Below are 23,657 nucleotides of genomic sequence, written 5' to 3'. Positions count from 1 at the left end.
GCTCCGCCCGGAGACTCCATGCGCGCCCACGGCGACCGCTATATCGGCATCATGTCTGGCACCAGCATGGACGGCGCGGACGCCGTGCTGGTGGACTTCAGCGGCGAGCGCCCCGCAGTGCTGGCCGCCGCGCATGAACCCTTCCCCGAGGCGCTGCGCACGGACTTCGGCCAGTTGCAGCAGCCAGGCGACAACGAGATCCATCGCGAGGCGCTGGCCGCCAATGCGCTCGCACGCGTCTACGCTGGCTGTGTGACCTCGCTGCTCGGACAGGCGGGACTGCAGCGGGATGATGTTGCCGCGATCGGTGCGCATGGGCAAACCATCCGTCATCGGCCGGGCCTTTACGACAAGATCGGCTATACGCGGCAAAGCCAGCATCCCGCACTGCTGGCGGAACTGGCCGGCATAGACGTGGTGGCGGATTTCCGCAGCCGCGACGTGGCGGCGGGCGGGCAGGGTGCACCGCTCGTGCCGGCACTGCACCAGGCGCTGTTCGGCGACGGGGCCGAAGCGCGCGTGATCTGCAATATCGGCGGCATCTCCAACATCAGCGTGCTGCCCGGCAACGGCGGCGCCGTGATCGGCTTCGACTGCGGACCGGGCAATGCGCTGCTCGACTACTGGATCGGCGAACAGTTCGGCATGCCGTTCGACAACGACGGCGCGTGGGCCGCAAGCGGACGCGTCGACGACGCGCTGCTGTCCGAATGCCTGGCCGACCCTTATTTCAATGCCGCACCGCCCAAGAGCACGGGCCGCGACCTGTTCCATCCCGCATGGCTGGAAGCGCGCCTCGCGACGCGCGGCAATCCCAAGCCGACGCCGGCCGACGTGCAGGCGACACTGGCCGCGTTGACCGCCGAGGCGATTGCGCGCGATGTCCGTACCCACTCGCCCCAGGCGCGACGCCTGATTGTGTGCGGCGGCGGCGCCCGCAACGGCTACATCATGCGGCGTCTGGCGCAGGCGCTGCCCGGCCTGTCCGTGCAGACCACCGAAGACTTCGGGGTGCCGGTTTCACAGGTGGAGGCCATCGCCTTCGCCTGGCTGGCGCGCCAGTGCCTGCTGCGTCTGCCGGGCAATGTCGCCACCGTCACCGGCGCCGCCGGTCCGCGCGTGCTTGGCGCGATCTACCCGCGCTGATTCACCATTCGGCGGCCGGACTCAGGCCGGCACCGCCGCCCCGCTCTCCACCACCCAGTCGATGAACGCCCGTGCCAGCGGAGACGCGCGCACCGCCTGTGCGCGCGCCAGCACGACACGCTGCGCGCTCACCGGCTCGCGCAACGGCAGGCACGCAATCGGCAGGCCGTCATAGCTGTGGTCGCCGGCCGGTCGCGTGCAGGACAGCGCAACACCGTAGCCATGCGCCACCAGGCCGCGCTGCATCTCGAAGCTCTGTGTGTACTGGTGCAGCGTCGGATGCAGGCCGTGGGACCAGAACAGCGACAGGAAGTACTCACGAGTCTGCGGGATATCCTCGAGGATCAGCCGCTCGGCGGCCAGCTCCGCGAGCCCGATGTCGCGCTGGCCCGCCCGCGCATGGTGCGCCGGCAGCAGCGCGTAAGGCGGCAGGCTTGCCAGCACCCAGCGATCGACGCGCTGGTCGAAGCCGAGGTCATAAGTCAGTGCGAGTTCGGCCTTGCCGGCCTGCAGCGTGCGATGGATGCTGGCCAGGTCCGCTTCGAACAGCGTGATGGAAATGCCCGGGTGGCGCTCGCGGAAGCCCGCCAGCAGGCGCGGTACGAAGTATGGACCCAGATCCTGGAAGCAGGTCATCGACAGCCGGCCGCTTAGCCCTTGCTGTCCCACCTCATCCACGGTGATGCCCGCTGCGAGCGCCAGGATATCGCGCGCCCGGGTAAGCAGCCGCTGGCCCGCGGGCGTGAGCTCCAGGCCGCGGCTGACCTGACGGCGGAACAGCGCCTCGCCCAGCGTGTCTTCCAGTTGCGCGATGGCCGTCGACACCGACGGCTGGGATACGTGGCGCGCCCGCGCAGCGGCGCTGATGCTGCCATGCTCGGCCGCCGCCACGAAGTATTCGAGTTGCCGGAACGAGAAGGGGATCATGATTTCCTATACTACAGCATAGGAAATATATGCTTTTCCTATTGATCAGGGTTGCCGATACTGGGGTCGTCCCCGCACCGGAGCCTTGCCATGGAGATCACCGCAGAACAGATTCGCAGCTACCAGCGTGACGGCGTGCTGGTGTTGCGCGGCGCCTTCACCGATTGGGTGGAGCGCTTGCGCGACGGTTTCGAACAGAACCTGGCGCAGCCCGGCCCGTTCGCGATCGAAAACGTGCGCCACGGCGAACGCGGGCGTTTCTTCGAGGACTACTGCAACTGGCAGCGCATCGAACCGTTCGAGGCGTTCATCCGCCATTCACCGGCCGCCGCCATTGCGGGGCAGATCATGCAATCGCTGACGGCGCAGGTGTTCCACGAGCACATCCTCGTCAAGGAACCCGGCACGGCCAAGCCAACGCCGTGGCATCAGGACCTGCCCTATTACTGCGTGGATGGCCTGCAGACCGCCAGCTATTGGATTCCGCTGGACCCGGTGACGCAAGTTAACACCCTGCGCGTCGTGGCGGGCTCGCACCGCTGGCCACGGCTGGTCCGGCCCAAGCGCTGGGCCAGCAACGAGAACTTCTATGGCGGCGATGACGCCTTCATGGAAATGCCCGATGTGGAAGACGGCAGCCATACCATCCTGCAGCCCGAGCTGGAAGCCGGCGATGCCGTGGTGTTCGATTTCCGCACCGTTCACGGCGCTGCCGGCAATACGGGCACCAGTCGGCGCCGCGCGTTTTCGGCACGCTTCCTGGGCGACGATGTGCGGTTCCTGGAGCGGCCAGGCCGGACATCACCGCCGTTCCCGGGGATTGGCCAGCAAACCGGCGAGCGGATGCGGGAAGACTGGTTTCCGGTGGTCTGGCGAGCGCCGCAGGAATAAAAAAAGCGCACCCGGAGGTGCGCCTTTTTCCGAAACGTCTTGCCTCAGACCGAGAACGAAGAGCCGCAACCACAGGTGGTGGATGCGTTCGGGTTCTTGATCACGAACTGCGCACCGTTGATGTCTTCCTTGTAGTCGATCTCGGCGCCGACCAGGTACTGATAGCTCATCGAGTCGATCAGCAGGGTGACGCCGTTCTTGACCATAGTGGTGTCGTCTTCGTTGACTTCCTCGTCGAACGTGAAGCCATACTGGAAGCCTGAGCAGCCGCCGCCCTGCACGAACACGCGCAGCTTCAGCTCGGCATTGCCCTCTTCCTCGATCAGCTGCTTGACCTTGTCGGCGGCGCTGTCGGTAAAGACGAACGGTGCCGGCACGTCCTCGGTTGCGGGTGCCTCTGCGACTGCGTTCATGGGGTTCTCCTGATTAGATACGCCTGTATTCTAAGCGCTACTGGAAAATCGTGCCGAAACCCTTGGTTTTCAAGGGCTTCTGCGAAAGATCGCACGTGGCGCTCAGGCCGCTTTCCCGGCTTCGGCAACGTCGAGCGCGGCATCGGCGCTTTCAATGTCCTCGTCGGCGCCTTCGGCGGCCAGAAGTTTCGGGACCGTCTTGAGTTCTTCCTGGCCCAGCGGCACTAGCCGCCCTTCCACCAATGCGCCCTGATGCATCTCGAGCGCGGCATAGCGCACCTCGCCCAGCACGCGTGCGTGGGGCTGGAGTTCCAGCAATTCGCCGGCATGGACAGGCCCTTTCACCGTGCCATTCAGGATCAGGTGGCCGACGGCGATCTCGCCTTCCACCATGCCCTTCTCGCTGATGACCAGCATGCTGGGCTTGTCGCCGGCGGCGCGGATATTGCCGCGCACCTTGCCGTCGAGCCTCAGGCCGCCTGCAAATACCAGATCGCCATCGATGGCGGTGCCTTCACCGATCAGCGTATCGATCGAGAGCCCCTTCTTCTTGGAAAACAACATCCCTCGCTCCTTGATGGATTCTAAAGCGCTCTGCCGTCAACATGCGGAGCGCATTGTAATCGGTGAAGCAGTCATTCTCCCCACCAAAGCAGGGGCCGAAATTGTGACTTTTTCCGCAGGCAGGACCTCTCCCGTCCGCCACGGACGAAAAAAAACCGCACGACCAGCGTGCGGTTTTTCTTGTTTCGCGCGATCCGGGCAATGCCGGACCGGCGAACACACATCAGCGCTTCGAGAACTGCTTGCGGCGACGTGCCTTGTGGAAACCGACCTTCTTACGCTCCACTTCACGCGCGTCACGCGTGACGTAGCCAGCCTTCGACAGGGCCGGCTTCAGCGTTGCGTCGTAGTCGATCAGGGCGCGGGTGATGCCGTGACGGACAGCACCGGCCTGGCCGGTTTCACCGCCGCCGGTAACGTTGACCTTGATGTCGAACGTTGCGGCGTGCTCGGTCAGTTCCAGCGGCTGGCGCACGATCATCAGGGAAGTTTCGCGAGCGAAGTATTCCTTGATGGGCTTGCCGTTGACGATGATATCGCCCTTGCCCGACTTGATGAAGACACGTGCCACGGCGCTCTTGCGGCGGCCAGTACCGTAATTCCAGTTACCGATCATGGATTGGCCTCCTTAGATTTCCAGCGCCTTGGGCTGCTGCGCTTCGTGCGGATGCTCGGCTTCGGCGTAAACCTTCAGCTTCTTGATCATCGCGTAGCCCAGCGGCCCCTTCGGCAGCATGCCCTTCACAGCCTTCTCCAGGGCACGGCCCGGGAAGCGCTGCTGCATCTTGCCAAACGTCGTTTCGTAGATACCGCCCGGGTAACCCGAATGGCGATAGTACTTCTTGTCCGTTTCCTTGGTACCCGTGACACGCAGCTTGGCTGCATTGACGATGATGATGTAATCACCCGTGTCGACGTGCGGAGTAAATTCCGGCTTGTGCTTGCCGCGCAGACGGCGTGCCACTTCGCTGGCAACACGGCCGAGGACTTTGTCCGTCGCGTCAATCACGTACCAGTCGCGCTTTACCTCATGAGGCTTGGCGGAAAAGGTCTTCATGATTTTTCCTGACTATTAGAGAACTGCCCGATTACTGACTCGCGAAGGCTTGTACTCGCCCCTGCAAATCTCGTCGGCCGATCCTGTGGACCTGGCCTTCCTGCTTGTCTTCGCAGGCTCTCCCTACTTCTCTTCCCGCGGGCATGGCGGAAAAGCCGTAGATTATACTGTCGAACGTGAGACGGACACAAGCAAAGCCAAGGGATTTCGTCAAGATCGCCATACGCCATATCGCCGCTGACAATGAATGCGACGGGCCGACGCGTTTGATGCACTTGTCCGGTACAGGCGAAAAAAAACCCAAGCCGGTTGAGGCCTGGGTTTGAATCCACCAAAGGAGGAGGGTGGAGGAGACACTGGGAGATCGACGGTGTTTCATGCGGGCGGTGCGGAGGACTTGGCCGATGGCTTCGTTTTCGCACTCTGGCGCGCTGTCTGCGCCGTCGTTCAATGAATGGAATTATACATGGGGTAATCCCTGATGCAAGCGAAATTTGCACTGCGAAATGCAATTCCACATCATGGGATGACGCCCTCCTCACCGGGAATGCGTATTTTTCCTTTAAAATCAGCGTGTTGACATGAAGTTTGCATTGTCATGGGGCTGACACATTAGAAGAAACCCTCGGTTTCAGCAGGGATATCGGCTTCGACCCGCTCGGCTTACGATGTCATAGGCCGGAAAAAGCAAGATTCAAGATCACGCGCTTGTGACCGCAAACGCACGACTCAGATAACAGGAACGAACAAAATGGAATGCAAAGTGACATGGATGGGCGCCGAGGGCATGAGCTTCGTCGCCCAGACCGGCAGCGGGCACATCGTCGCCATGGACGGCGCCCCGGAGGGCGGCGGCCATAACCTGGCGCCGCGTCCGATGGAGATGGTGTTGCTGGGTACCGGCGGCTGCACCGCCTATGACGTGGTGCTGATCCTGAAGCGCGGCCGCCAGGAAGTGAGCGGGTGCAGCGTGAAGCTCGAAGCCGAGCGCGCCAGCGAAGACCCCAAGGTCTTCACCCGCATCAATTTCCACTTCGTGGTGACCGGCAAGAACCTGAACCCGGCCACGGTCGAACGCGCGATCAAGCTCTCGCACGAGAAATACTGCTCGGCGTCGATCATGATCGCCAAGACCGCGGAAATTACGCACACGATGGAAATCGTCGAAGGCTGACGAAGCGCGGAGGCCCGGGCAGTCCGACACTGGCCTGGGCAAACATCGGAAGACAAGTGCAAAGCAGGCCGATAAGCCGGATTCTGTGCACGCCACCGCACCTTGCGGCGGGCGGCGCGTGACAACCATTCCTCTAGGCCGGCTGTTACCAGCCGGCTCCAGCTCCCTACCCGCAGGCTCAGCGGGCCGCCTCGATGCCTGCCTATTTGGGATTGCTCCAGGTGGAGGTTACCGCGTTTCACCCTTCCCGCCAGGAAGACCTGGCGGCAAGACTCGTCTCTGTGGCCCTATTCCGCACGTTGCCGTGGATGGCTGTTAGCCAACACCCTGCCCTGTGGAGTCCGGACTTTCCTCCCCTTGCACCTTGCGATGCAAGCAGCGATTGTCTGGCCTGCTTTGCGGCCCGAAGTCTAACACCATTGCGGGCCGCCGGTCAGTCCACGATCGACTGCCGCCGGCCCGGCCGGAAAACCGTCGTGTCCGCGTAGTACGCCGCATCGGCATTGGCATCGCACCAGCCGGGAATGCCCATGACGGGCAGCGGCGCGAAGCTGCTACCGCCACGGAGTGTGCCGGCGTCGGACGCCGCACGCAATGACACGGCAAGCGCGTCATCGAGCATGGGCGATCCGGCCACTGCCGCCGGCAGCGCCAGCGGCCAGGCATGGGCTGTTACGGCTTTGTACGGAGCCACCAGCTTTTCGAGCAGAGCGTGGCCGAACGGCACCACCACGCAATGGCGGCCCCAGTCTTCCCTGCGCCCGACAAACAACTCCTGCCACCCAAACCCGCGCAGCGCGGCCTCCAGGCCAGCATCCACGCTGAGGAACAGTACGGCGTTCTCGTCGAACAGCGTTGCGGCATCCCGCACGCCGCCACGGCCAGCCTGCACTCCAACGCATTCGATCACCCCGGCCTGGATCGCATTGAGTCGTGCCTTGGCCCGGGGGAAATGCAGCCAGATCAGCGCGTTGAAGAAATCGTGGAGATTATCGCGAGTGGGCACCTCGCCAGTGGCGTGAATATGCGCCTCGTAGGCGATACCGGCCGGCAACGCCTCTTGCGCGACGAACTCGAGCGGGACCCCCTGGCTATTGCATAACCCGGCCCGGGATGCCTGATCGTTCAGGCAACCGTGCAAGGATGCGCCCTGCGTCACGCGCCCGGCCACGCTTGCGCCAATGGCCTCGAACGGCCGGAACCACGGCCGCGCCCAGTCGATCCCTGAAAGAGAAGCGGCGAACGCCAGGTTCGCCGCCGATGTGACTGCCGTCAATGCCTTGTGCTTCAGCGCGCCTTCCAGCGCAGCGTTTCGCCTGCGCGCAGCGGCACCAGCGTGGCGTCCCCATACGGCAGCTCGGCCGGCAGTTCCCAATCTTCACGCTCCAGCGTCAGCGTGCCGGTATTGCGCGGCAGGCCGTAGAACGCCGGGCCGTTGAAGCTGGAGAACGCTTCGAGCTTGTCGAGCGCGCCAGCGGCATCGAACGCCTCGGCATAGAGTTCCATCGCGTGCAGCGCGGTGTAGCAGCCGGCGCAGCCGCAGGCATGCTCCTTCAGGCCGCGCGCGTGCGGGGCGCTGTCGGTGCCCAGGAAGAAGCGCTCGCTGCCGGACGTCGCCGCGGCGACCAGCGCCTCGCGGTGGATCTCGCGCTTGAGCACGGGCAGGCAGTAATAGTGCGGGCGGATGCCGCCGGTGAAGATCGCGTTGCGGTTGTAAAGCAGGTGGTGCGCCGTGATGGTCGCGCCCACCGGGCCGCTGGCATCGCGCACGTACTGGGCCGCATCCTTGGTGGTGATGTGCTCGAACACCACCTTCAGTTCCGGGAAGTCGCGGCGCAGCGGCGTCATGACGCGGTCGATGAAGACGGCTTCGCGGTCGAAGATGTCGATGTCGCCATCGGTCACTTCGCCATGCACCAGCAGCGGCAGGCCCACGCGTTGCATCGCCTCGAGCGCGGCCGAGCAGCGGCGGATGTCGGTTACGCCGGCATCGCTGTTGGTGGTGGCGCCGGCCGGGTACAGCTTGACGCCGTGCACGAAGCCGCTCGCCTTGGCCGCTACGATCTCCTCGGCCGGGGTGTTGTCGGTCAGGTACAGCGTCATCAGCGGCTCGAAGTTCATGCCGGCCGGCAGTGCCGCCAGGATGCGGGCGCGGTAGGCCTGCGCCTGTTCCACCGTGGTCACGGGCGGCTTCAGGTTCGGCATGATGATGGCGCGGCCGAACTGGCGCGCGGTGTCGGGCAGCACGGCTGCGAGCGCCGCGCCGTCGCGCAGGTGCAGGTGCCAGTCGTCCGGGCGGGTAATGGTGAGCTTCTGGGTCATGGCTTGCTGGGCCTGCCGCCGCAAGCGCGGCAGGCGGTCTGGAAGTTAGAGAATCAGGATGGCGCGGTAATCGTTCACATTGGTGCGCGTGGGACCGGTCACGACCAGGTCGCCGATGGCATCGAACAGGCCCCAGGCGTCATGCGCGTCGAGCTGGCGGCGCGCCGGCACGCCAGCCGCCTCGGCACGCGCCAGCGTGGTCGGGTCCGCGAGCGCACCCGCATTGTCCTCCGAACCGTCGATGCCGTCGGTATCGGCCGCGATGGCATGCACGCCTTCCATGCCTGCCAGTTCGATGGCCAGCGACAGCAGGAATTCCGAGCAACGCCCGCCCCTCGCCTTGCCGCTGCCGCCACCGGCGGGCAATGTGACCGTGCATTCACCGCCCGAGATCAGCGCCACGGGCGCGGCAAACGGCGCATTGTACGCGCGAATTTCGCGTACCAGCGCGGCATAGACGCGCGCGACCTCCTGCGCCTCGCCCGTCACCGTATCGCCGAGGATGACCGGGGTGATGCCCTGCTCGCGGAACAGCGCCGCGGCGGCCTGCAAGCTGTCGTGAGCAGTCGCAATCATGCGGTTGTCGACGCGCGCGAACAGCGGATCGCCAGGCTTGGGGGTCTCCGGAACCTCCCCGCGAGCGCCGCGTTCCAGGTGCGACTGCACGCTCCCCGGGACCGTGGCGCCATAGCGCCGCAGGATATCGAGCGCGTCGGCAAACGTGCTCGGGTCCGCCACGGTCGGTCCTGACGCAATCGCGCTGGGATCATCGCCGGCCACGTCGGAGACGATCAGCGTCGTTACCGGCGCCTGGCTGGCTTGCGCAAGCCGCCCGCCCTGGATGCGCGAGATGTGCTTGCGCACGATATTCATCTCGGTGATCGGAGCACCGCAGCGCAGCAGTTCCTTCGTCGTCGCCTTGAGGTCCGCCATCGGAATGCCTTCGGCCGGCAGCGACAGCAGGCTCGAGCCCCCGCCGGACACCAGCACCAGCAGGCGGTCTTGCGGCGTCAGCGCCGACACGCGGGCCAGGATCTCGGCCGCGCCCTGTTCGCCGGACTCATCCGGCACCGGGTGTCCGGCCTCGATCACGCGCACATGGTCGGTCGGGAGCCCATGCGCATAGCGCGTGATCACCAGCCCCTCGATCCGCGTCTTGCCGGCATAGGCCTGCTCCACTGCGAGCGCCATCGACGCCGCGGCCTTGCCCGCGCCCACGACCAGCGTGCGCCCGCCAGCCTGCGGCGGCGGCAGGTGCCCGGCCACGATCTTGAGCGGATCGGCGGCCGCCACCGCGGCCTGGAACGTCTCAAGCAGCAGCGCGCGCGAATCGCCCTTGTAACCGCCCGCCGCCATCACAATGCCTCCGCGATCGCGCGGCCAAGGTCCGCCGTACCGGCCTTGCCGCCGATGTCACGCGTCAGCGGCGCATGTTCGGGCCCTGCGGCCAGCACCTTCTCGATCGCGCCCAGCACCGCCGCGCCGGCCTCATCATGGCCAAGGTGCTCCAGCATCATGGCGCCACACCAGATCTGGCCGATCGGATTGGCCACGCCGCGCCCGGCGATATCCGGCGCGGAGCCGTGCACCGGCTCGAACAGGCTCGGATACGTGCGGTCCGGGTTGATATTGCCCGACGGCGCGATGCCGATGGTGCCGGTACACGCGGGGCCCAAGTCGGACAGGATGTCGCCGAACAGGTTACTCGCCACGACCACGTCGAACCAGTCGGGATGCTGGACGAAGTGCGCGGTCAGGATGTCGATGTGGTACTTGTCGACCTTCACGCCAGGGTAGTTCGCCGCCATCGCCCCCACGCGCTCGTCCCAGTACGGCATCGTGATCGAGATGCCATTGGACTTGGTCGCCGAGGTCAGGTGCCGCTTCGGACGCTTCTGCGCGAGCTCGAACGCGAATTTCAGGATGCGGTCGACGCCGACCCGGCTCATCACCGTTTCCTGCATCACGATCTCGCGCTCGGTATTCGGGAACATGCGGCCGCCGATGCTCGAATACTCGCCCTCGGTGTTCTCGCGCACCACGTAGAAATCGATATCCCCGGGCTTCCGGTCAGCCAGCGGGCTCTTGATGCCAGGCATCAGCCGCACCGGCCGCAGGTTCACGTACTGGTCGAATGAGCGGCGGAACTGCAGCAGCGAGCCCCACAGCGACACGTGGTCGGGCACGGCATCGGGCCAGCCGACGGCGCCAAAGTAGATCGCGTCGTATTTCACAAGCGTGTCGAACCAGTCGTCCGGCAGCATCTTGCCGTGGCGGGCGTAGTAGTCGCAGCTGGAGAAATCGAAGTGGTCGAACTGGAAGTCGATGCCGAACTTGCGCGCGGCGGCATCCATGACGCGAATGCCTTCGGGGATCACTTCCGTGCCGATTCCGTCTCCGGGAATCACGGCAATCTTGTATTGGCTCATAGGTCGGGAGGCGTGTTGCGGGATGGCCGGAGGCACCCTTTAGGCATGCGCTTGGCAGCGGCCCGGGGGCGTTGGATAATGTCTGCATTCTATTGCAAAGCGGCAGCCCCCTGCCGCCCCGGTGCCCCGCCATGTGCCAGCTGCTAGGCATGAATTGCGCCACGCCGACCGACGTGACGTTCTCCTTCACCGGTTTCGCCGCCCGCGGCGGCGTGACCGACCACCATTCCGACGGCTTCGGCGTGGCGTTCTTCGAAGACAAGGCCTGCCGGCTCTTCATCGACAACCAGTCGGCCGGCACATCGCCCGTAGCGGACCTGATCAAGCGCTACCCGATCAAGTCCAAGAACGTCATCTCCCACATCCGCAAGGCCACGCAAGGCACGGTGCTGCTCGAGAACTGCCACCCGTTCATGCGCGAGCTGTGGGGCCGGCACTGGATCTTCGCGCACAACGGCGACCTGCTGAACTTCGCGCCGTTCCTGTCCGGCGTTTACCAGCCCGTGGGCGACACCGACAGCGAACTCGCCTTCTGCACGCTGATGCAGGGGCTGCGCAAGCGCTTCCCGGGCTCGCAGCCGCCGCTGAACGAGCTGTGCCATGCGCTGGCGGACATCACCCGCGAAATCACCACGCACGGCGTCTTCAACTACCTGCTGTGCAACGGGCAGGCCTTGTTCGCGCACTGCTCGACGCGGCTGTACTACATCGTGCGGCAATGGCCGTTCTCGACCGCGCACCTGATCGACGCCGACCTGTCGATCGACTTCGCCCAGGTCACCACGCAGGATGACCGCGTTGCGGTGATCGCCACCCAGCCGCTGACCGACAACGAGACCTGGACGCGCTTCGAGCCGGGCGAGCTGATCATGTTCATCGACGGACGTCCGGAGATGACGCTGTCCGTGCCGATTCCACCCGAAGTGCAGGCGAAGAACGCGGCCAATACGGCCTGCACCTGACACCGGACGGTCCGGCCAACGAGAAAGGGACGCCATGGCGTCCCTTTCTCGTTGCGGCGTGCTACAGGTTCAGTGCGGGCTCAGTGCTGCAGGATCTTCGACAGGAACTGCTTCGCGCGATCCGAGCGCTGCTCGATATTGCCGAAGAACTCTTCCTTGGCGCAGTCCTCGACGATCTTGCCCGCATCCATGAAGATCACGCGGTTGGCCACCTTGCGTGCAAAGCCCATTTCGTGGGTCACGCACATCATGGTCATGCCTTCCTGCGCGAGCTGCACCATCACGTCCAGCACTTCGTTGACCATCTCCGGGTCCAGCGCCGAAGTCGGTTCATCGAACAGCATGCAGATCGGGTCCATCGACAGCGCGCGCGCGATCGCCACGCGCTGCTGCTGGCCGCCCGAGAGCTGGCCCGGATACTTGGCCGCCTGGCTCTTCAGGCCCACGCGCTCCAGGTACTTCAGGCCCTTGGCCGTGGCCTCTTCCTTCGAGCGGCCGAGCACCTTCATCTGCGCGATGGTCAGGTTCTCGGTGATCGACAGGTGCGGGAACAGCTCGAAATTCTGGAACACCATGCCCACGCGCGAACGCAGCTTGGGCAGGTTGGTCTTCGGGTCGCCGACCGAGGTGCCGTCCACCAGGATATCGCCCTTCTGGAACGGTTCCAGCGCGTTGACGGTCTTGATCAGGGTCGACTTGCCCGAGCCCGACGGTCCGCAAACCACCACGACCTCGCCCTTGGCAACCCTGGTGGTGCAGTCGGTCAGCACCTGGAAGGAGCCATACCACTTGGATACATTGTTGATTTCAATCATAGGGCCACCTTTTTCTGGTAACGCTTGACCATCAGCGAAACGGAGTAGCAGATAACAAAATAGACAAGGCCGGCGAACAGCAGCATTTCCACAATGCGGCCATCACGCTCGCCAACGCCGTAGGCCTGGCCAAAGAAGTCCGCCAGCGCGCTCACGTAGACCAGCGACGTATCCTGGAACAGGATGATGCCCTGCGTCAGCAGCAGCGGCACCATGTTGCGGAACGCCTGCGGCAGGATCACCAGCTTCATGGTCTGCCCGTAGGTCATGCCCAGCGCCTGCGCGGCGAACATCTGCCCGCGCGACACGCTCTGGATACCCGCCCGGATGATCTCGGAGTAGTACGCCGCCTCGAACAGCGAGAACGCGATCAGCGCCGACGTCATGCGCAGGTCCGATGCCGGAGACAGGTTGAAGGCGCTTTGCAGGAGTTGCGGAATAATCAGGAAGAACCACAACAGCACCATCACCAGCGGGATGGAGCGGAAGATGGTCACGTACCCCTGCGCAAACCAGTTGAACGCCTTGATGGACGACAGGCGCATCATCGCCAGGATGGTGCCCCAGACAATGCCCACCACGATGGCCGTAACCGTGATCTTGAGCGAGACCAGCATGCCCTCGGCCAGCACATCGAGCGTGGCAGGAGTGATGGAGCTGAAATCGAATTCGTATGCCATGGCGCCCCCTTACTTGCTGCCGATGAAACCGGGCACGCGGCTGCGGGCCTCGACCCAGCGCATGATCAGCATGACGACGATATTGATGACCGCGTACATCACCGTCACCGCGATGAACGACTCATACGGGCGCGCGGTGTAGTCCACCAGTTGCCGCCCCTGCGCCGCCAGTTCGAGCAGGCCGATCGTCGACGCCACGGCCGAGTTCTTGAAGATGTTCAGGAACTCGGACGTCAGCGGCGGCACGATGACGCGGAAGGCCATCGGCAGCAGCACGAAGCGATAGGTCTGCGGCAGCGTGAAACCCATGGCTAGGCCCGCGTTGCGCTGGCCGCGCGGCAGCGAATTGATGCCCGAGCGCACCTGCTCGCAGACCCGGGCCGCGGTGAAGGTGCCCAGGCACAGCATGGCGGCCAGGAACTGCTGGGTGAACGGGTTCATCTGCTTGATGGCCTCGCCGCCGGGCAGCAGCTCGGGGCCGACGAAGTACCAGATGAACAGCTGCACCAGCAGCGGAATGTTGCGGAAGAGCTCGACATAGGCCGCGGCAAGGCCCGACAGCCACTTGTTGGGCACGGTGCGCAGCACACCAAGCACGGAGCCGATGGCGAGCGCGATGACCCAGGACGATAGCCCGAGCGCAACCGTGACCTTCAGGCCGGAAATCATCCAGTCCAGGTAGGTCTCGTTCTGGGCCGCCTGCTCGAGGAATACTCCCCAATGCCAGTTGTAGTTCATGATGCGTCCTCAAAAAGAAACGGAAGGACTCGCCTTCCGTTTCGCACGCCTGATTTCAGCAGGTCAGTCGAGCGCCTTGTCGTTCGGGCTCTTGATGAGCGCCTTCATGTCTTCCGACAGCGGGAAATCGAGATTCAGCCCCTTCGGCGGCACCGGCTGCATGAACCACTTGGTATACAGCGTGTTGATGGAGCCGTCCTTCATCATGCCGGCGATGACGTTGTCGGAAACCTTCTTGAACTGCGGGTCGTCCTTGCGGATCATGCAGCCATAGGCCTCGCGCGATTGCGGCTTGCCGACCACGATCCAGTCGGCCGGGTTCTTGGCCTTGGCGCGCTCGCCATACAGCAGCGCGTCGTCCATCATGAATGCCACCGCGCGGCCCGATTCCAGCGTCAGGAACGACTGGCCATGGTCCTTGGTGCTGATGATGTTCATGCCCAGCTTCTGGTCATCGTTCATCTTGCGCAGCAGGCGCTCGGAGGTGGTGCCGGCCGTGGTCACCACGTTCTTGCCCTTCAGGTCGGCCCAGTCCTTGATGCCGCCATCCTTCTTCACCATGATGCGCGTGCCGATGATGAAGATGGAATCCGTGAAGGAAACCTGCTTCTGGCGCTCCAGGTTGTTGGTGGTCGAGCCGCACTCGATGTCGATGGTGCCGTTCTGCAACAGCGTGATGCGGTTCTGCGAGGTGATCGGGATTTCCTTCACCTGCAGGTTCGGCATCTTGAGCTGGTCCTTGATGGCTTCCACGATCTTCATGTTGATATCGTAGGAATAGCCGACCTGACGGACGCCGCCGAGGTTGTAGTTGAAGGGGATCGACGAATCTCGCACGCCAAGCGTAATCACACCGGTATCTTTGATCTTCTTCAGCGTGCCCGTCAGTTGCTCGGCTGCCTGTGCGGTACCGCACACCAGGCCAGCGGCCAGCATCAGGGAAGCCAACTTGGCAAATTTCATAACATCTCCTTGACCATGAAGAGAGAAAGGCGGGATTCTAATGACGAATGTCCCACAGATGAAACAGTATTGCGCAGCATCCCGCTCAAAACAACTGGGTTTTACTCCTAGAAGTGGAATTCAAGGCATAGGTGCGCACCCGTTGCCGGATACGACAACGCGGCCCTGAGACAAATCCTCGGGCCGCGTCAGGCGGTTATTGCCATGTTGCTGCGTCGCACCAATCAACGTCTCGGCGCAACGGCGTTTGCATCAGGGATACAGGCCGCGCATTTCGCGCGCTTGCAGGATCCGCGAACAGGCCACGATAAACGCGGCCGTGCGCAGCGTTACCTTGTTGTCCTGCGCCACCTGCCAGATCGCGCGGAATGCCTCTTGCATGATCCGTACCAGGCGCTGGTTGATTTCCTCTTCGGTCCAGAAGAAGCTTGAGAAGTCCTGCACCCACTCGAAGTAGGACACGGTCACACCGCCGGCGTTGGCAATCACGTCCGGTGCCACCAGGATATTGCGCTCGCGCAGGATGTCATCAGCCTGCGGCGTGGTGGGGCCGTTTGCACCTTCGATGACCAGCTTTGCCTGGATCTGGGGCGCGTTCTGCGCCGTGATCTGGCCTTCGAGCGCGGCCGGGATCAGGATGTCGCAGTCCAACTGCCAGAACTGTTCCGACGAGATGACTTCGGCCTTGTAGCCGTCGATGGTGCCGCTGTGCGAGGCGTATTCCATCATCGCCGGCACGTCGAGGCCGGCCGGGTTGTACAGCGTGGTGCGGTGGTCCTGCACGGCCACCACCTTGGCGCCGGCTTCCTGGAACAGCTTGGCGGCGACAGCGCCGACGTTGCCGAAGCCCTGCACCGCCACGCGGGCGCCCTTGATCTCCAGGCCGATATTGCGCGCGGCCTCGGAGCCGACCACGAACACGCCGCGGCCAGTCGCCTCATGGCGGCCGAGCGATCCGCCCAGCGAGATCGGCTTGCCGGTCACGACGCCGGTGGACGTGCTGCCGGAGTTCATCGAGTACGTATCCATCATCCACGCCATCACTTGGGCATTGGTGTTGACGTCCGGCGCCGGGATGTCCTTGCTCGGCCCGATGATGATGTTGATTTCGCTGGTGTAACGGCGCGTCAGGCGCTCCAGCTCGGCGTGCGACAGCGTGCGCGGATCCACCCGGATACCGCCCTTGGCGCCGCCGTAGGGCACGTTCACCGCGGCGTTCTTGACCGACATCCACGCCGACAGCGCCATCACTTCCGAAAGCGTCACGTCCTGGTGGAAACGCACGCCGCCCTTGCCCGGGCCGCGCGACAGGTTGTGCTGCACACGATAGCCCTCGTAGTGGGCGATGGTGCCATTGTCCAGCTCGATGGGTACGTCGACGATCAGCGCGCGCTTGGGGCGCTTGAGGGTTTCAACCCAGCGTGCCAGCGAGCCCAGGTAAGGCGTGACACGGTCGACTTGTTGCAGATAGATGCCCCAGGGGCCGAGATTGTCGGCGTTGAGGTAGGACGGCAGTGCGTGCTTTTGGCCAGCAATTTGAGTCGGTGCTGCGGAAGACATCGGGTGGGTTCCGGGGTGGAGAATGCCCGCAAGCTTAGGCGTGGGGCCAGTTCGGAATCCAATGCCGTTTGCTCATCCGCTCATGCAAAATGCGCATAACGTTTTCCAACCAATGATCAATTGAGTGCCGGCCGATGCAAGCCACGAGCGTGCTCCCTCTCCCGCTTGCGCGAGAGGGAGCAAGACAACGCTAAGCCGGCGTCTGCGCCGGCACCAGTGTCGACCACACCTGATCCACCAGCTGCCGCTTCCTCCGTGCCGCCGTGGCCCGCCGGTCATTGCCGTTCTCGCCCGGACGCTCGCGGTACAGCCGGATCTCCATATCGATCGACAGTGGCAGCCCGCGTGCGGACTCTGCCCGCACCAGCCGGCCCTGTGCCACGTCGTCGCGCACCGCGCTCTCGGGCAGGAACGCCATGCCGTGGCCAGACAGCGCCATGACCTTGAGCGCCTCGGCCATGTCCGTTTCGTAGCATTTGTCGAGCTTGAGTTCTTCCGAGGTATCGGCGAGCAGCATGTCGACCATGCGGCCGAGGAAGGCATTGGGCGTGTAGCTCAGGAACGGCACCGGTTTCTTGTCCGTGCCGGGCAGCCGGTACAGCGGCTTGCCGGTGCTGTCGGGCACGCTGTAAGGGGACAGCCGTTCCATGCCGAGCACCAGCATGTCATAGCGTGACGGATCGAGCTGGATCGCCTGCCGCGCGTGGTGGTAGACCATCACCAGGTCGCAGCCGCCCTCCACCAGCATCAGCACCGCGTCGTGCACGTTGAGCGCGCGCAGCCGGCACGGCAGCGTGCCGACCTTGCGCTCCAGCGCCTTGAGCCATTCCGGAAAGAACGTCAGCGACAACGTGTGCGGCACGGCAAATTCCAGCACCTGCGCGTTGGATGAACGCTGGCCGCGCATCAGCGCCCGCGTCTCGCTGACCTGCGCCAGCATCGCCAGTGCCTGCTCGTAGAACACCTTGCCGGCGGCGGTCAGGCTGGTCGGGTAGCTGGAGCGGTCGATCAGTTCCGTACCGACCCACGCCTCCAGCGACTGTATCCGGCGTGAAAACGCCGGCTGGGTGACATGCCGCAGTTCGGCCGAGCGCGAGAAGCTGTGCGTCTCGGCCAGGCTGACGAAGTCTTCAAGCCATTTGATTTCCATGACGCGGATTATCCACCGGCCCGGGCGCCGGTGGCACTGGCATGCAACCTATTTCGTGTAAATGATGTGGAGTGGAATGTCATTCCATCAATTGGTATATTACGAGCATTGGATTGCAAGGTATCACAGCATCCGACGACAGAATGCATGCCTTTGCTCTGCGGCCGCTCCTATGATTTCCCTATACCCAGAACACCACGGAGCCCGCCATGCCACCCAGTCCAGCCGCCGCAGGCGGCACGCCCGCCGTCCACGCCGGCCCGCTGGGCCAGCTTGCGCTCAGCATGGAGGCCACCTTCGCGCACAGCGCCCGCATGGTGGCCAACCATCTCGACAGCTGCCTGCCGGACGCCGATACGCTGCTGGCCTGCCTGCCGCCCGGCGCGCTGCTGGGCAGCCCGCACGCCTACACGCGCCACCTGGTCTATGCCGATCCGCTCGCGCGGTTTTCGGCCATGTTGCTGGTCTGGCGCCCCGGGCAGTCCAGCCCGGTGCACGGGCATCGCACCTGGTGCGCCTACCGCGTGCTGCATGGCACGCTGAGCGAGCGCCACTACCAGTGGAACCCTTCCACCCGCCGCGCCGCGCAGAGCGGCAGCGTCGAGCGCCATGCCGGCGCCACCTTCAGCGTGCCGGCAGGCTTGCAGCACATCCATGCGCTTGGCAATGCCAGCGACAGCGTTGCCGTGTCGCTGCATGTGTACGGCGTGGACCACGACCACATCTCCACCGGCGTCAACCTGCTGGTTGACACCATCGACGCCTGACACGCCGCCCGGTAGCGGCGCCAAGGGCCAAGACTTCAGGGAATACCGCATACACCGATGGACCGCTACGACAAACAGATCCTTGCCATCCTGCAGGAAGACGCCACGGTGCCGGTGGCCGAGATCGGTGAACGCGTCGGGCTGACTTCCACACCGTGCTGGCGCCGCATCCAGAAGCTCGAGGAAGCCGGCCTGATCCGCAAGCGCGTAGCGCTGCTTGATGCCGGCAAGCTGAATGCCGGCGTGACGGTGTTCGTCTCGGTCCGCACGAGCCAGCACAACGTCAAATGGCTCAAGCAGTTCCATGCGCTGGTGGCCTCGATTCCGGAAGTGACCGAGTTCTACCGCATGGCCGGCGACACCGATTACCTGCTGCGCGTGGTGGTGCCGGACATCGCCGCCTATGACCGCGTGTACAAGAAGCTGATCCAGGGATCGGAACTCGCCGACGTGAGTTCCAGCTTTGCGATGGAACAGATCAAGTACACCACGGCGTTGCCGCTTGATTATGCGTAGCGTCGGCGCTCAGGCGTCCTGCGTGGCGTCGCCGACGTCGATCGCCAGTTCGTCCCGTACCGCTTCGCCGCGTGCCGCACTGCGCGCCTGGATTTCCCACATCTCCGCATAGCGGCCGCCTGCGCGCATCAGCTCGGCGTGGGTGCCGCGCTCGACGATGCGCCCATGGTCCATCACCAGGATCTGGTCGGCATGAACCACGGTGGACAAGCGGTGCGCGATCAGGAGCGTGGTGCGGTTCTGCGCGAGCCGCATCAGTTCGGCCTGGATGGCCTGCTCGGTGCGCGAGTCCAGCGCGGAGGTCGCCTCGTCGAACACCAGGATCGGCGGATTCTTCAGCAGCGTCCGGGCGATGGCCACGCGCTGCTTTTCCCCGCCCGACAGCTTGAGGCCGCGTTCGCCGACGGGCGTGTCGTAGCCCTGCGGCAGTTCGCGGATGAACTGGTCGATCTGTGCCGCGCGCGCGGCGGCGATGACTTCGTCATGGGTGGCATCGGGCCGGCCATAGGCGATGTTGTAGAAGATGCTGTCGTTGAACAGCACCGTATCCTGCGGCACGATGCCGATCGACCGGCGCAGGCTGTCCTGCGTGATCTCGCGCATGTCCTGCCCGTCGATCAGGATGGCGCCGTCGCTGACGTCATAGAAGCGGAACAGCAGGCGCGCGAGCGTCGACTTGCCCGAGCCGCTGTGCCCCACCACTGCCGTGGTGGTGCCCGCCGCGATCGTGAAATCGACATCGTCGAGAATCACCCGATTCGATTCATAGCCGAAGCGCACATGGCGGAAGCGCACTTCCGCGCCCTGCACCCTGAGCTGCTGAGCGCCCGCGGTGTCGGCCACCTCCTGGTGCGTGCCCAGCAGCACGAACATGCGGTCCATGTCGGTGGTGGCCTGCTTGATCTCGCGGTAGATCACGCCGAGGAAGTTCAGCGGGATATAGAGCTGGATCATCAGCGTGTTGACCAGCACCAGGTCGCCGAGCGTCAGCTTGCCCGCGACCACGCCCACGGTGGCGCGCCACAGGATCAGGATCAGTCCCGCCGCGATGATGGTCTGCTGGCCGAAATTCAGGAACGACAGCGAGTTCTGCGAACGGATCGCCGCGGTGCGGTAGTGGCGCAGGTTCTCGTCATAGCGCTGCGTCTCGTACTCTTCGTTGCCGAAGTACTTGACCGTCTCGAAGTTCAGCAGCGAATCGATCGCCTTCTGGTTCGCGCGCGAATCGAGCTCGTTCATCTTGCGGCGGAAATGCGTGCGCCATTCGGTCACGACGATGGTGAAGACGATATAGCCCACCAGCGCGCAGCCCGTGATGGCGGCAAACCAGATGTCGTAGTGCAGCACGAAGAAGCCGAGCACCAGCGCCATCTCCACCAGCGTCGGCAGGATGCTGTACAGCGAGTACGAGATCAGCGACTGGATGCCGCGCGTGCCGCGCTCGATATCGCGGCTCATGCCGCCGGTCTGCCGGTCCAGGTGAAAGCGCAGCGACAGCGCGTGCAGATGGCGAAACACCTGCAGCGCGATTTCCCGCACCGCGCTCTGCGTCACCTTGGAAAAGAGGATTTCCCGCAACTCCGTGAACAGCGTGGACGACAGCCGCAACACGCCATAGGCCACGATCAGCCCGACCGGCACCACCAGCAGCGCGCGCGGGTCGCCGGCGGTGATGTTCATGCTGTCGATCAGCCGCTTCATCAGCACCGGCACGCCCAGGTTCGCGACCTTGGCCGCCACCAGGCAGACCAGCGCAAGCATCACGCGCCACTTGTAGTGCCAGACATAGGGCACCAGGTTGCGTACGGTCTGCCAGTCGCTGCGCGGCTGGCGTTGGCCGGGGAAGAGCGTGGCGGGCTTTGCGGGGGGCGGTTCCGCGGTCGTGGAATAGCGGCGCATACGATAGAATTCAGGCTAATGGCCGATTGTCGCAGAGATCGCGCCGGCCGGCAGGGCGCCTCCCGGGTGCGTCCGCTCGGCGCGATTGCCGCCTTCCCTTCCTTTCCGGTTTCCCGCCATGAACTCGCCCCATACCGTCCCAGCCCTGCCAGCCGGCAAGAGCCCCGCACTGCGCGTTGTCCCGATGCCCGCCGATGCCAATGTGCATGGCGACGTGTTCGGCGGCTGGATCATGGCGCAGGTGGACATCGCCGGATCCATTCCCGCGGTCGAACGCGCCCAGGGCCGCGTGGCCACGGTGGCCGTGAATTCCTTCCTGTTCAAGCACCCCGTGTTTGTCGGCGACCTGGTGAGCTTTTATGCCGAGATCGAGAAGACCGGCCGCACCTCGATCACGGTATCGGTCGAGGTCTATGCGCAGCGCATGCGGCACAGCAATGAGATCGTCAAGGTGACGGAAGCCACGCTGACGTATGTGGCGACGGATGAGAGCCGCCAGCCGAGAGTGTTGCCGGCGGAGTAAGGCTGAAGGTCGGCAGAATCATCTTGCCGATTGTTGTTTCCCCTCTTCCCTTGATGGGAGAGGAGAGCAAGCCCACAGTAGAAGAAACGCCCTCAGCCGTTCAGCTGAACTTCGTAAAATCCGGCTTGCGTTTCTCGAAGAACGCCGTGAACGCCTCCTTCGCTTCCGGTGCCACCAGCATGCGCCGGAACACCTCGCCCTCCTCGGCCATCTTCTTCTCGACGGCCGCCACGTCATTGCCCTTCATCAGCCGCTTGGTCTCGCGCAGCGACGAGGCCGGCAGCGCGGCCAGCTTGCGCGCCTGCTGCAGTGCAAAGGCGTGCAGTTCCGCCACCGGCAGCACGCGTGTGACAAGACCAAGCTGGTGCGCTTCCTGCGCGCCGAACGGCTCGCCCAGCATCAGCTTCTCGGCGGCGCGCTGGTAGCCGAGCAACCGCGGCAGCAGCAGGCTGGATGCCGCCTCCGGGCACAGGCCCAGCTGCGTGAACGGCAGCGACAGCTTGGCCGTTTCAGATGCATAGACGAAATCGCAATGCAGCAGCAGCGTGGTGCCGACCCCCACGGCCGCACCGCTGACTGCCGCGACGATGGGCTTGCTCGCGTGGCTGATCTGGTCCAGGAACTGGAACACCGGTGCCGGCTCGGTGCCTTCACTGCCTGTCGGCGGGCGCTGCATGAAATCTTCGAGGTCATTGCCGGCGGTGAAGATCTCGTCCTTGCCGCGAATCAGGATGACGCGCACCGTGCTGTCCGCCTCGGCCGCGCGCAGCGCATCGGCCATGGCCTGGTACATTGCCGCCGTGATGGCGTTCTTCTTCTCTGCACGATCGAATTCGATCGTCAGGATGCCCTGGTCAATGCTGGTGCTGATGCTCATGAATGCCTCTCGTGGTGATACGTGGCTGCAATGACGGGATGGGGCGCCGCCAAGGCAGCCCCCCATCTGGCACGCTGCGTCAGACGCGCTCGAAGATCCCGGCTGCGCCCATGCCCGTGCCCACGCACATGGTCACCATGCCGTACTGCAGGTTGTGGCGACGCAGCGCATGCACCACGGTGGCCGAACGGATCGCACCGGTCGCGCCGAGCGGGTGGCCCAGCGCAATGGCACCGCCCATGCGATTGACCCTGGCCGGATCAAGCTCCAGGTCGCGCATGACTGCCAGCGACTGCGCGGCAAAGGCCTCGTTCAGCTCGATCCAGCCGATCTGGTCTTGCGTCAGGCCTGCAGCCTTCAGCGCCGCGGGAATCGCTTCCTTCGGACCGATCCCCATGATCTGCGGCGGCACGCCGCGCACCGCGAACGACACGAAGCGCGCGAGCGGCACCAGGTTGAACTGCTTCAGGATCCTCTCGGACACCAGGATCAGCGCGCCGGCACCATCGGACGTCTGCGAGCTGTTGCCGGCGGTCACGCTGCCCTTGTTGGCGAACACCGGGCGCAGCTTGCCGAGGCCTTCGAGCGAGGTATCGAGGCGCGGACCTTCGTCCAGCGCGATGGTGCGCGTCTTGACGCTGACCTCGCCGCTGGCCAGGTTCGGGAACTTCTCGACAATCTCGATCGGCGTGATTTCATCGTTGAATTCCCCCGCCTGCTGCGCGGCAATGGCCTTCTGGTGCGAGGCCAGCGAGAACGCATCCTGGTCTTCGCGGCTGACCTGCCATTGCTGCGCGACCTTCTCGGCGGTCAGGCCCATGCCATAGGCAATGCCAACGTTCTCGTCGCGCGTGAAGATGTCGGGCGACATCGACGGCGAGTTGCCCATCATCGGCACCATGCTCATCGATTCCACGCCGGCGGCGATCATCACATCGGATTCACCCACGCGGATGCGGTCCGCGGCCATCGCCACCGCGCTCAGGCCCGAGGCGCAGAAGCGGTTGACGGTGATGCCGCCCACGGTGTTCGGCAGGCCCGACAGCAGCGCGCCGATGCGCGCCACGTTCAGGCCCTGCTGCGCTTCGGGAATCGCACAGCCGACGATGGCGTCTTCGATCAGCGCCGGGTCGAGCGACGGCACCTGCGCCACGGCGGCCTTGAGGATCATCGCCAGCAGGTCGTCCGGGCGCGTATTCTTGAACGCGCCCTTCGGCGCCTTGCCGATCGGCGTGCGGGTCGCGGCAACGATGTAGGCGTCTTGCAGTTGTTTCATGATGTCGG

Annotated in this window: 25 protein-coding genes and 1 other RNA gene; 7 read left to right on the top strand and 19 right to left on the bottom strand. The window is 64.4% G+C overall.

The window, feature by feature from the left end; genetic code table 11:
• The first annotated feature begins 18 nt into the window (after window positions 1-18).
• The gene (locus tag ACIGJC_RS02495) at window positions 19-1,146 is read left to right on the top strand and encodes an anhydro-N-acetylmuramic acid kinase (protein ID WP_483710449.1); all 1,128 of its coding nucleotides are present in this window, start codon (window positions 19-21) and stop codon (window positions 1,144-1,146) included.
• A gap of 21 nt (window positions 1,147-1,167) precedes the next feature.
• Here the strand turns inward: ACIGJC_RS02495 and ACIGJC_RS02490 are convergent, their stop codons facing one another.
• Window positions 1,168-2,073, bottom strand: a complete 906-nt coding sequence (locus ACIGJC_RS02490) for a LysR substrate-binding domain-containing protein (RefSeq protein ID WP_483710448.1) — start codon at window positions 2,071-2,073, stop codon at window positions 1,168-1,170.
• Window positions 2,074-2,163: 90 nt separating this feature from the next.
• On the opposite strand from ACIGJC_RS02490, the gene ACIGJC_RS02485 reads away from it, so the two are divergent.
• Entirely contained in the window at window positions 2,164-2,964 is an 801-nt protein-coding gene (locus ACIGJC_RS02485) for a phytanoyl-CoA dioxygenase family protein (RefSeq protein ID WP_483710447.1), read from the top strand.
• 44 nt (window positions 2,965-3,008) lie between these two features.
• On the opposite strand, the gene erpA is transcribed toward ACIGJC_RS02485, so the two are convergent.
• From erpA to rplM, 4 genes are all read right to left on the bottom strand, one after another.
• Complete coding sequence (erpA, locus tag ACIGJC_RS02480; protein WP_211948827.1) at window positions 3,009-3,377, bottom strand: iron-sulfur cluster insertion protein ErpA; 369 nt, start codon at window positions 3,375-3,377, stop codon at window positions 3,009-3,011.
• A 102-nt stretch (window positions 3,378-3,479) separates the two neighbouring features.
• A complete protein-coding gene (locus tag ACIGJC_RS02475) occupies window positions 3,480-3,941 on the bottom strand; it encodes a bactofilin family protein (protein ID WP_483710446.1) in 462 nt (153 codons plus the stop codon).
• Window positions 3,942-4,164: 223 nt separating this feature from the next.
• Window positions 4,165-4,557 (bottom strand): 30S ribosomal protein S9, encoded by a 393-nt coding sequence (gene rpsI / locus ACIGJC_RS02470; protein ID WP_483710445.1) that lies wholly within the window; start codon window positions 4,555-4,557, stop codon window positions 4,165-4,167.
• A gap of 12 nt (window positions 4,558-4,569) precedes the next feature.
• On the bottom strand, window positions 4,570-4,998 hold the full coding sequence (rplM, locus tag ACIGJC_RS02465) for a 50S ribosomal protein L13 (RefSeq protein ID WP_010813907.1): 429 nt from the start codon (window positions 4,996-4,998) through the stop codon (window positions 4,570-4,572).
• A 751-nt stretch (window positions 4,999-5,749) separates the two neighbouring features.
• Between rplM and ACIGJC_RS02460 the strand changes: the two genes are divergently transcribed.
• Complete coding sequence (locus tag ACIGJC_RS02460) at window positions 5,750-6,172, top strand: OsmC family protein (protein WP_483710444.1); 423 nt, start codon at window positions 5,750-5,752, stop codon at window positions 6,170-6,172.
• A 56-nt stretch (window positions 6,173-6,228) separates the two neighbouring features.
• On the opposite strand, the gene rnpB is transcribed toward ACIGJC_RS02460, so the two are convergent.
• The 5 genes from rnpB to ACIGJC_RS02435 all read right to left on the bottom strand — a co-directional run bounded on the left by rnpB (window position 6,229) and on the right by ACIGJC_RS02435 (window position 10,923).
• Window positions 6,229-6,570: RNase P RNA component class A (gene rnpB, locus ACIGJC_RS02455), an RNA gene on the bottom strand.
• A gap of 35 nt (window positions 6,571-6,605) precedes the next feature.
• Window positions 6,606-7,448, bottom strand: a complete 843-nt coding sequence (locus ACIGJC_RS02450; protein ID WP_483710443.1) for a DUF3025 domain-containing protein — start codon at window positions 7,446-7,448, stop codon at window positions 6,606-6,608.
• An 11-nt stretch (window positions 7,449-7,459) separates the two neighbouring features.
• On the bottom strand, window positions 7,460-8,494 hold the full coding sequence (gene pyrC, locus ACIGJC_RS02445) for a dihydroorotase (RefSeq protein WP_483710442.1): 1,035 nt from the start codon (window positions 8,492-8,494) through the stop codon (window positions 7,460-7,462).
• Window positions 8,495-8,539: 45 nt separating this feature from the next.
• Window positions 8,540-9,850 carry a glycerate kinase type-2 family protein gene (locus ACIGJC_RS02440; RefSeq protein ID WP_483710441.1) on the bottom strand — a complete coding sequence of 437 codons (1,311 nt, stop codon included), beginning with the start codon at window positions 9,848-9,850 and terminating at the stop codon, window positions 8,540-8,542.
• Window positions 9,850-10,923, bottom strand: coding sequence for a tartrate dehydrogenase (locus ACIGJC_RS02435; protein WP_483710440.1), 1,074 nt, complete (start codon window positions 10,921-10,923; stop codon window positions 9,850-9,852). The genes ACIGJC_RS02440 and ACIGJC_RS02435 overlap by 1 nt, the downstream gene beginning before the upstream one ends.
• Before the next feature lie 131 nt (window positions 10,924-11,054).
• On the opposite strand from ACIGJC_RS02435, the gene ACIGJC_RS02430 reads away from it, so the two are divergent.
• Entirely contained in the window at window positions 11,055-11,885 is an 831-nt protein-coding gene (locus ACIGJC_RS02430; RefSeq protein ID WP_483710439.1) for a class II glutamine amidotransferase, read from the top strand.
• 80 nt (window positions 11,886-11,965) lie between these two features.
• Here ACIGJC_RS02430 and ACIGJC_RS02425 read toward each other — a convergent pair whose 3' ends face one another.
• From ACIGJC_RS02425 to ACIGJC_RS02400, 6 genes are all read right to left on the bottom strand, one after another.
• Window positions 11,966-12,700: an amino acid ABC transporter ATP-binding protein gene (locus tag ACIGJC_RS02425; RefSeq protein WP_483710438.1), complete on the bottom strand. Its 735-nt coding sequence runs from the start codon at window positions 12,698-12,700 to the stop codon at window positions 11,966-11,968.
• Window positions 12,697-13,380 (bottom strand): glutamate/aspartate ABC transporter permease GltK, encoded by a 684-nt coding sequence (gene gltK, locus ACIGJC_RS02420; RefSeq protein ID WP_483710437.1) that lies wholly within the window; start codon window positions 13,378-13,380, stop codon window positions 12,697-12,699. The genes ACIGJC_RS02425 and gltK overlap by 4 nt, the downstream gene beginning before the upstream one ends.
• A 9-nt stretch (window positions 13,381-13,389) precedes the next feature.
• Complete coding sequence (locus ACIGJC_RS02415) at window positions 13,390-14,118, bottom strand: amino acid ABC transporter permease (protein ID WP_483710436.1); 729 nt, start codon at window positions 14,116-14,118, stop codon at window positions 13,390-13,392.
• 63 nt (window positions 14,119-14,181) lie between these two features.
• Window positions 14,182-15,081 (bottom strand): glutamate/aspartate ABC transporter substrate-binding protein, encoded by a 900-nt coding sequence (locus ACIGJC_RS02410; protein ID WP_483710435.1) that lies wholly within the window; start codon window positions 15,079-15,081, stop codon window positions 14,182-14,184.
• A 252-nt stretch (window positions 15,082-15,333) separates the two neighbouring features.
• Window positions 15,334-16,641, bottom strand: a complete 1,308-nt coding sequence (locus tag ACIGJC_RS02405; protein WP_483710434.1) for a Glu/Leu/Phe/Val family dehydrogenase — start codon at window positions 16,639-16,641, stop codon at window positions 15,334-15,336.
• A 190-nt stretch (window positions 16,642-16,831) separates the two neighbouring features.
• On the bottom strand, window positions 16,832-17,791 hold the full coding sequence (locus ACIGJC_RS02400; protein WP_483710433.1) for a LysR substrate-binding domain-containing protein: 960 nt from the start codon (window positions 17,789-17,791) through the stop codon (window positions 16,832-16,834).
• A gap of 209 nt (window positions 17,792-18,000) precedes the next feature.
• Between ACIGJC_RS02400 and ACIGJC_RS02395 the strand changes: the two genes are divergently transcribed.
• The gene (locus ACIGJC_RS02395; RefSeq protein WP_483710432.1) at window positions 18,001-18,558 is read left to right on the top strand and encodes a cysteine dioxygenase family protein; all 558 of its coding nucleotides are present in this window, start codon (window positions 18,001-18,003) and stop codon (window positions 18,556-18,558) included.
• A 57-nt stretch (window positions 18,559-18,615) separates the two neighbouring features.
• A complete protein-coding gene (locus ACIGJC_RS02390; protein WP_211948812.1) occupies window positions 18,616-19,074 on the top strand; it encodes an Lrp/AsnC family transcriptional regulator in 459 nt (152 codons plus the stop codon).
• Window positions 19,075-19,083: 9 nt separating this feature from the next.
• On the opposite strand, the gene ACIGJC_RS02385 is transcribed toward ACIGJC_RS02390, so the two are convergent.
• The gene (locus ACIGJC_RS02385) at window positions 19,084-20,973 is read right to left on the bottom strand and encodes an ABCB family ABC transporter ATP-binding protein/permease (RefSeq protein ID WP_483710431.1); all 1,890 of its coding nucleotides are present in this window, start codon (window positions 20,971-20,973) and stop codon (window positions 19,084-19,086) included.
• A 118-nt stretch (window positions 20,974-21,091) separates the two neighbouring features.
• Here ACIGJC_RS02385 and ACIGJC_RS02380 point away from each other — a divergent pair, with 118 nt between their 5' ends.
• The gene (locus ACIGJC_RS02380) at window positions 21,092-21,496 is read left to right on the top strand and encodes an acyl-CoA thioesterase (RefSeq protein WP_483710430.1); all 405 of its coding nucleotides are present in this window, start codon (window positions 21,092-21,094) and stop codon (window positions 21,494-21,496) included.
• A gap of 100 nt (window positions 21,497-21,596) precedes the next feature.
• On the opposite strand, the gene ACIGJC_RS02375 is transcribed toward ACIGJC_RS02380, so the two are convergent.
• On the bottom strand, window positions 21,597-22,373 hold the full coding sequence (locus ACIGJC_RS02375) for an enoyl-CoA hydratase (RefSeq protein WP_483710429.1): 777 nt from the start codon (window positions 22,371-22,373) through the stop codon (window positions 21,597-21,599).
• A gap of 79 nt (window positions 22,374-22,452) precedes the next feature.
• Window positions 22,453-23,652 (bottom strand): acetyl-CoA C-acyltransferase, encoded by a 1,200-nt coding sequence (locus ACIGJC_RS02370; protein WP_483711453.1) that lies wholly within the window; start codon window positions 23,650-23,652, stop codon window positions 22,453-22,455.
• Between the last annotated feature and the right edge of the window lie 5 nt (window positions 23,653-23,657).

The sequence above is a fragment of the Cupriavidus sp. C3SS-1 genome (genome assembly GCF_057073755.1).
Note: the sequence above shows the minus strand (reverse complement) of the source record. Positions and strands in the feature narration are given on the sequence as shown.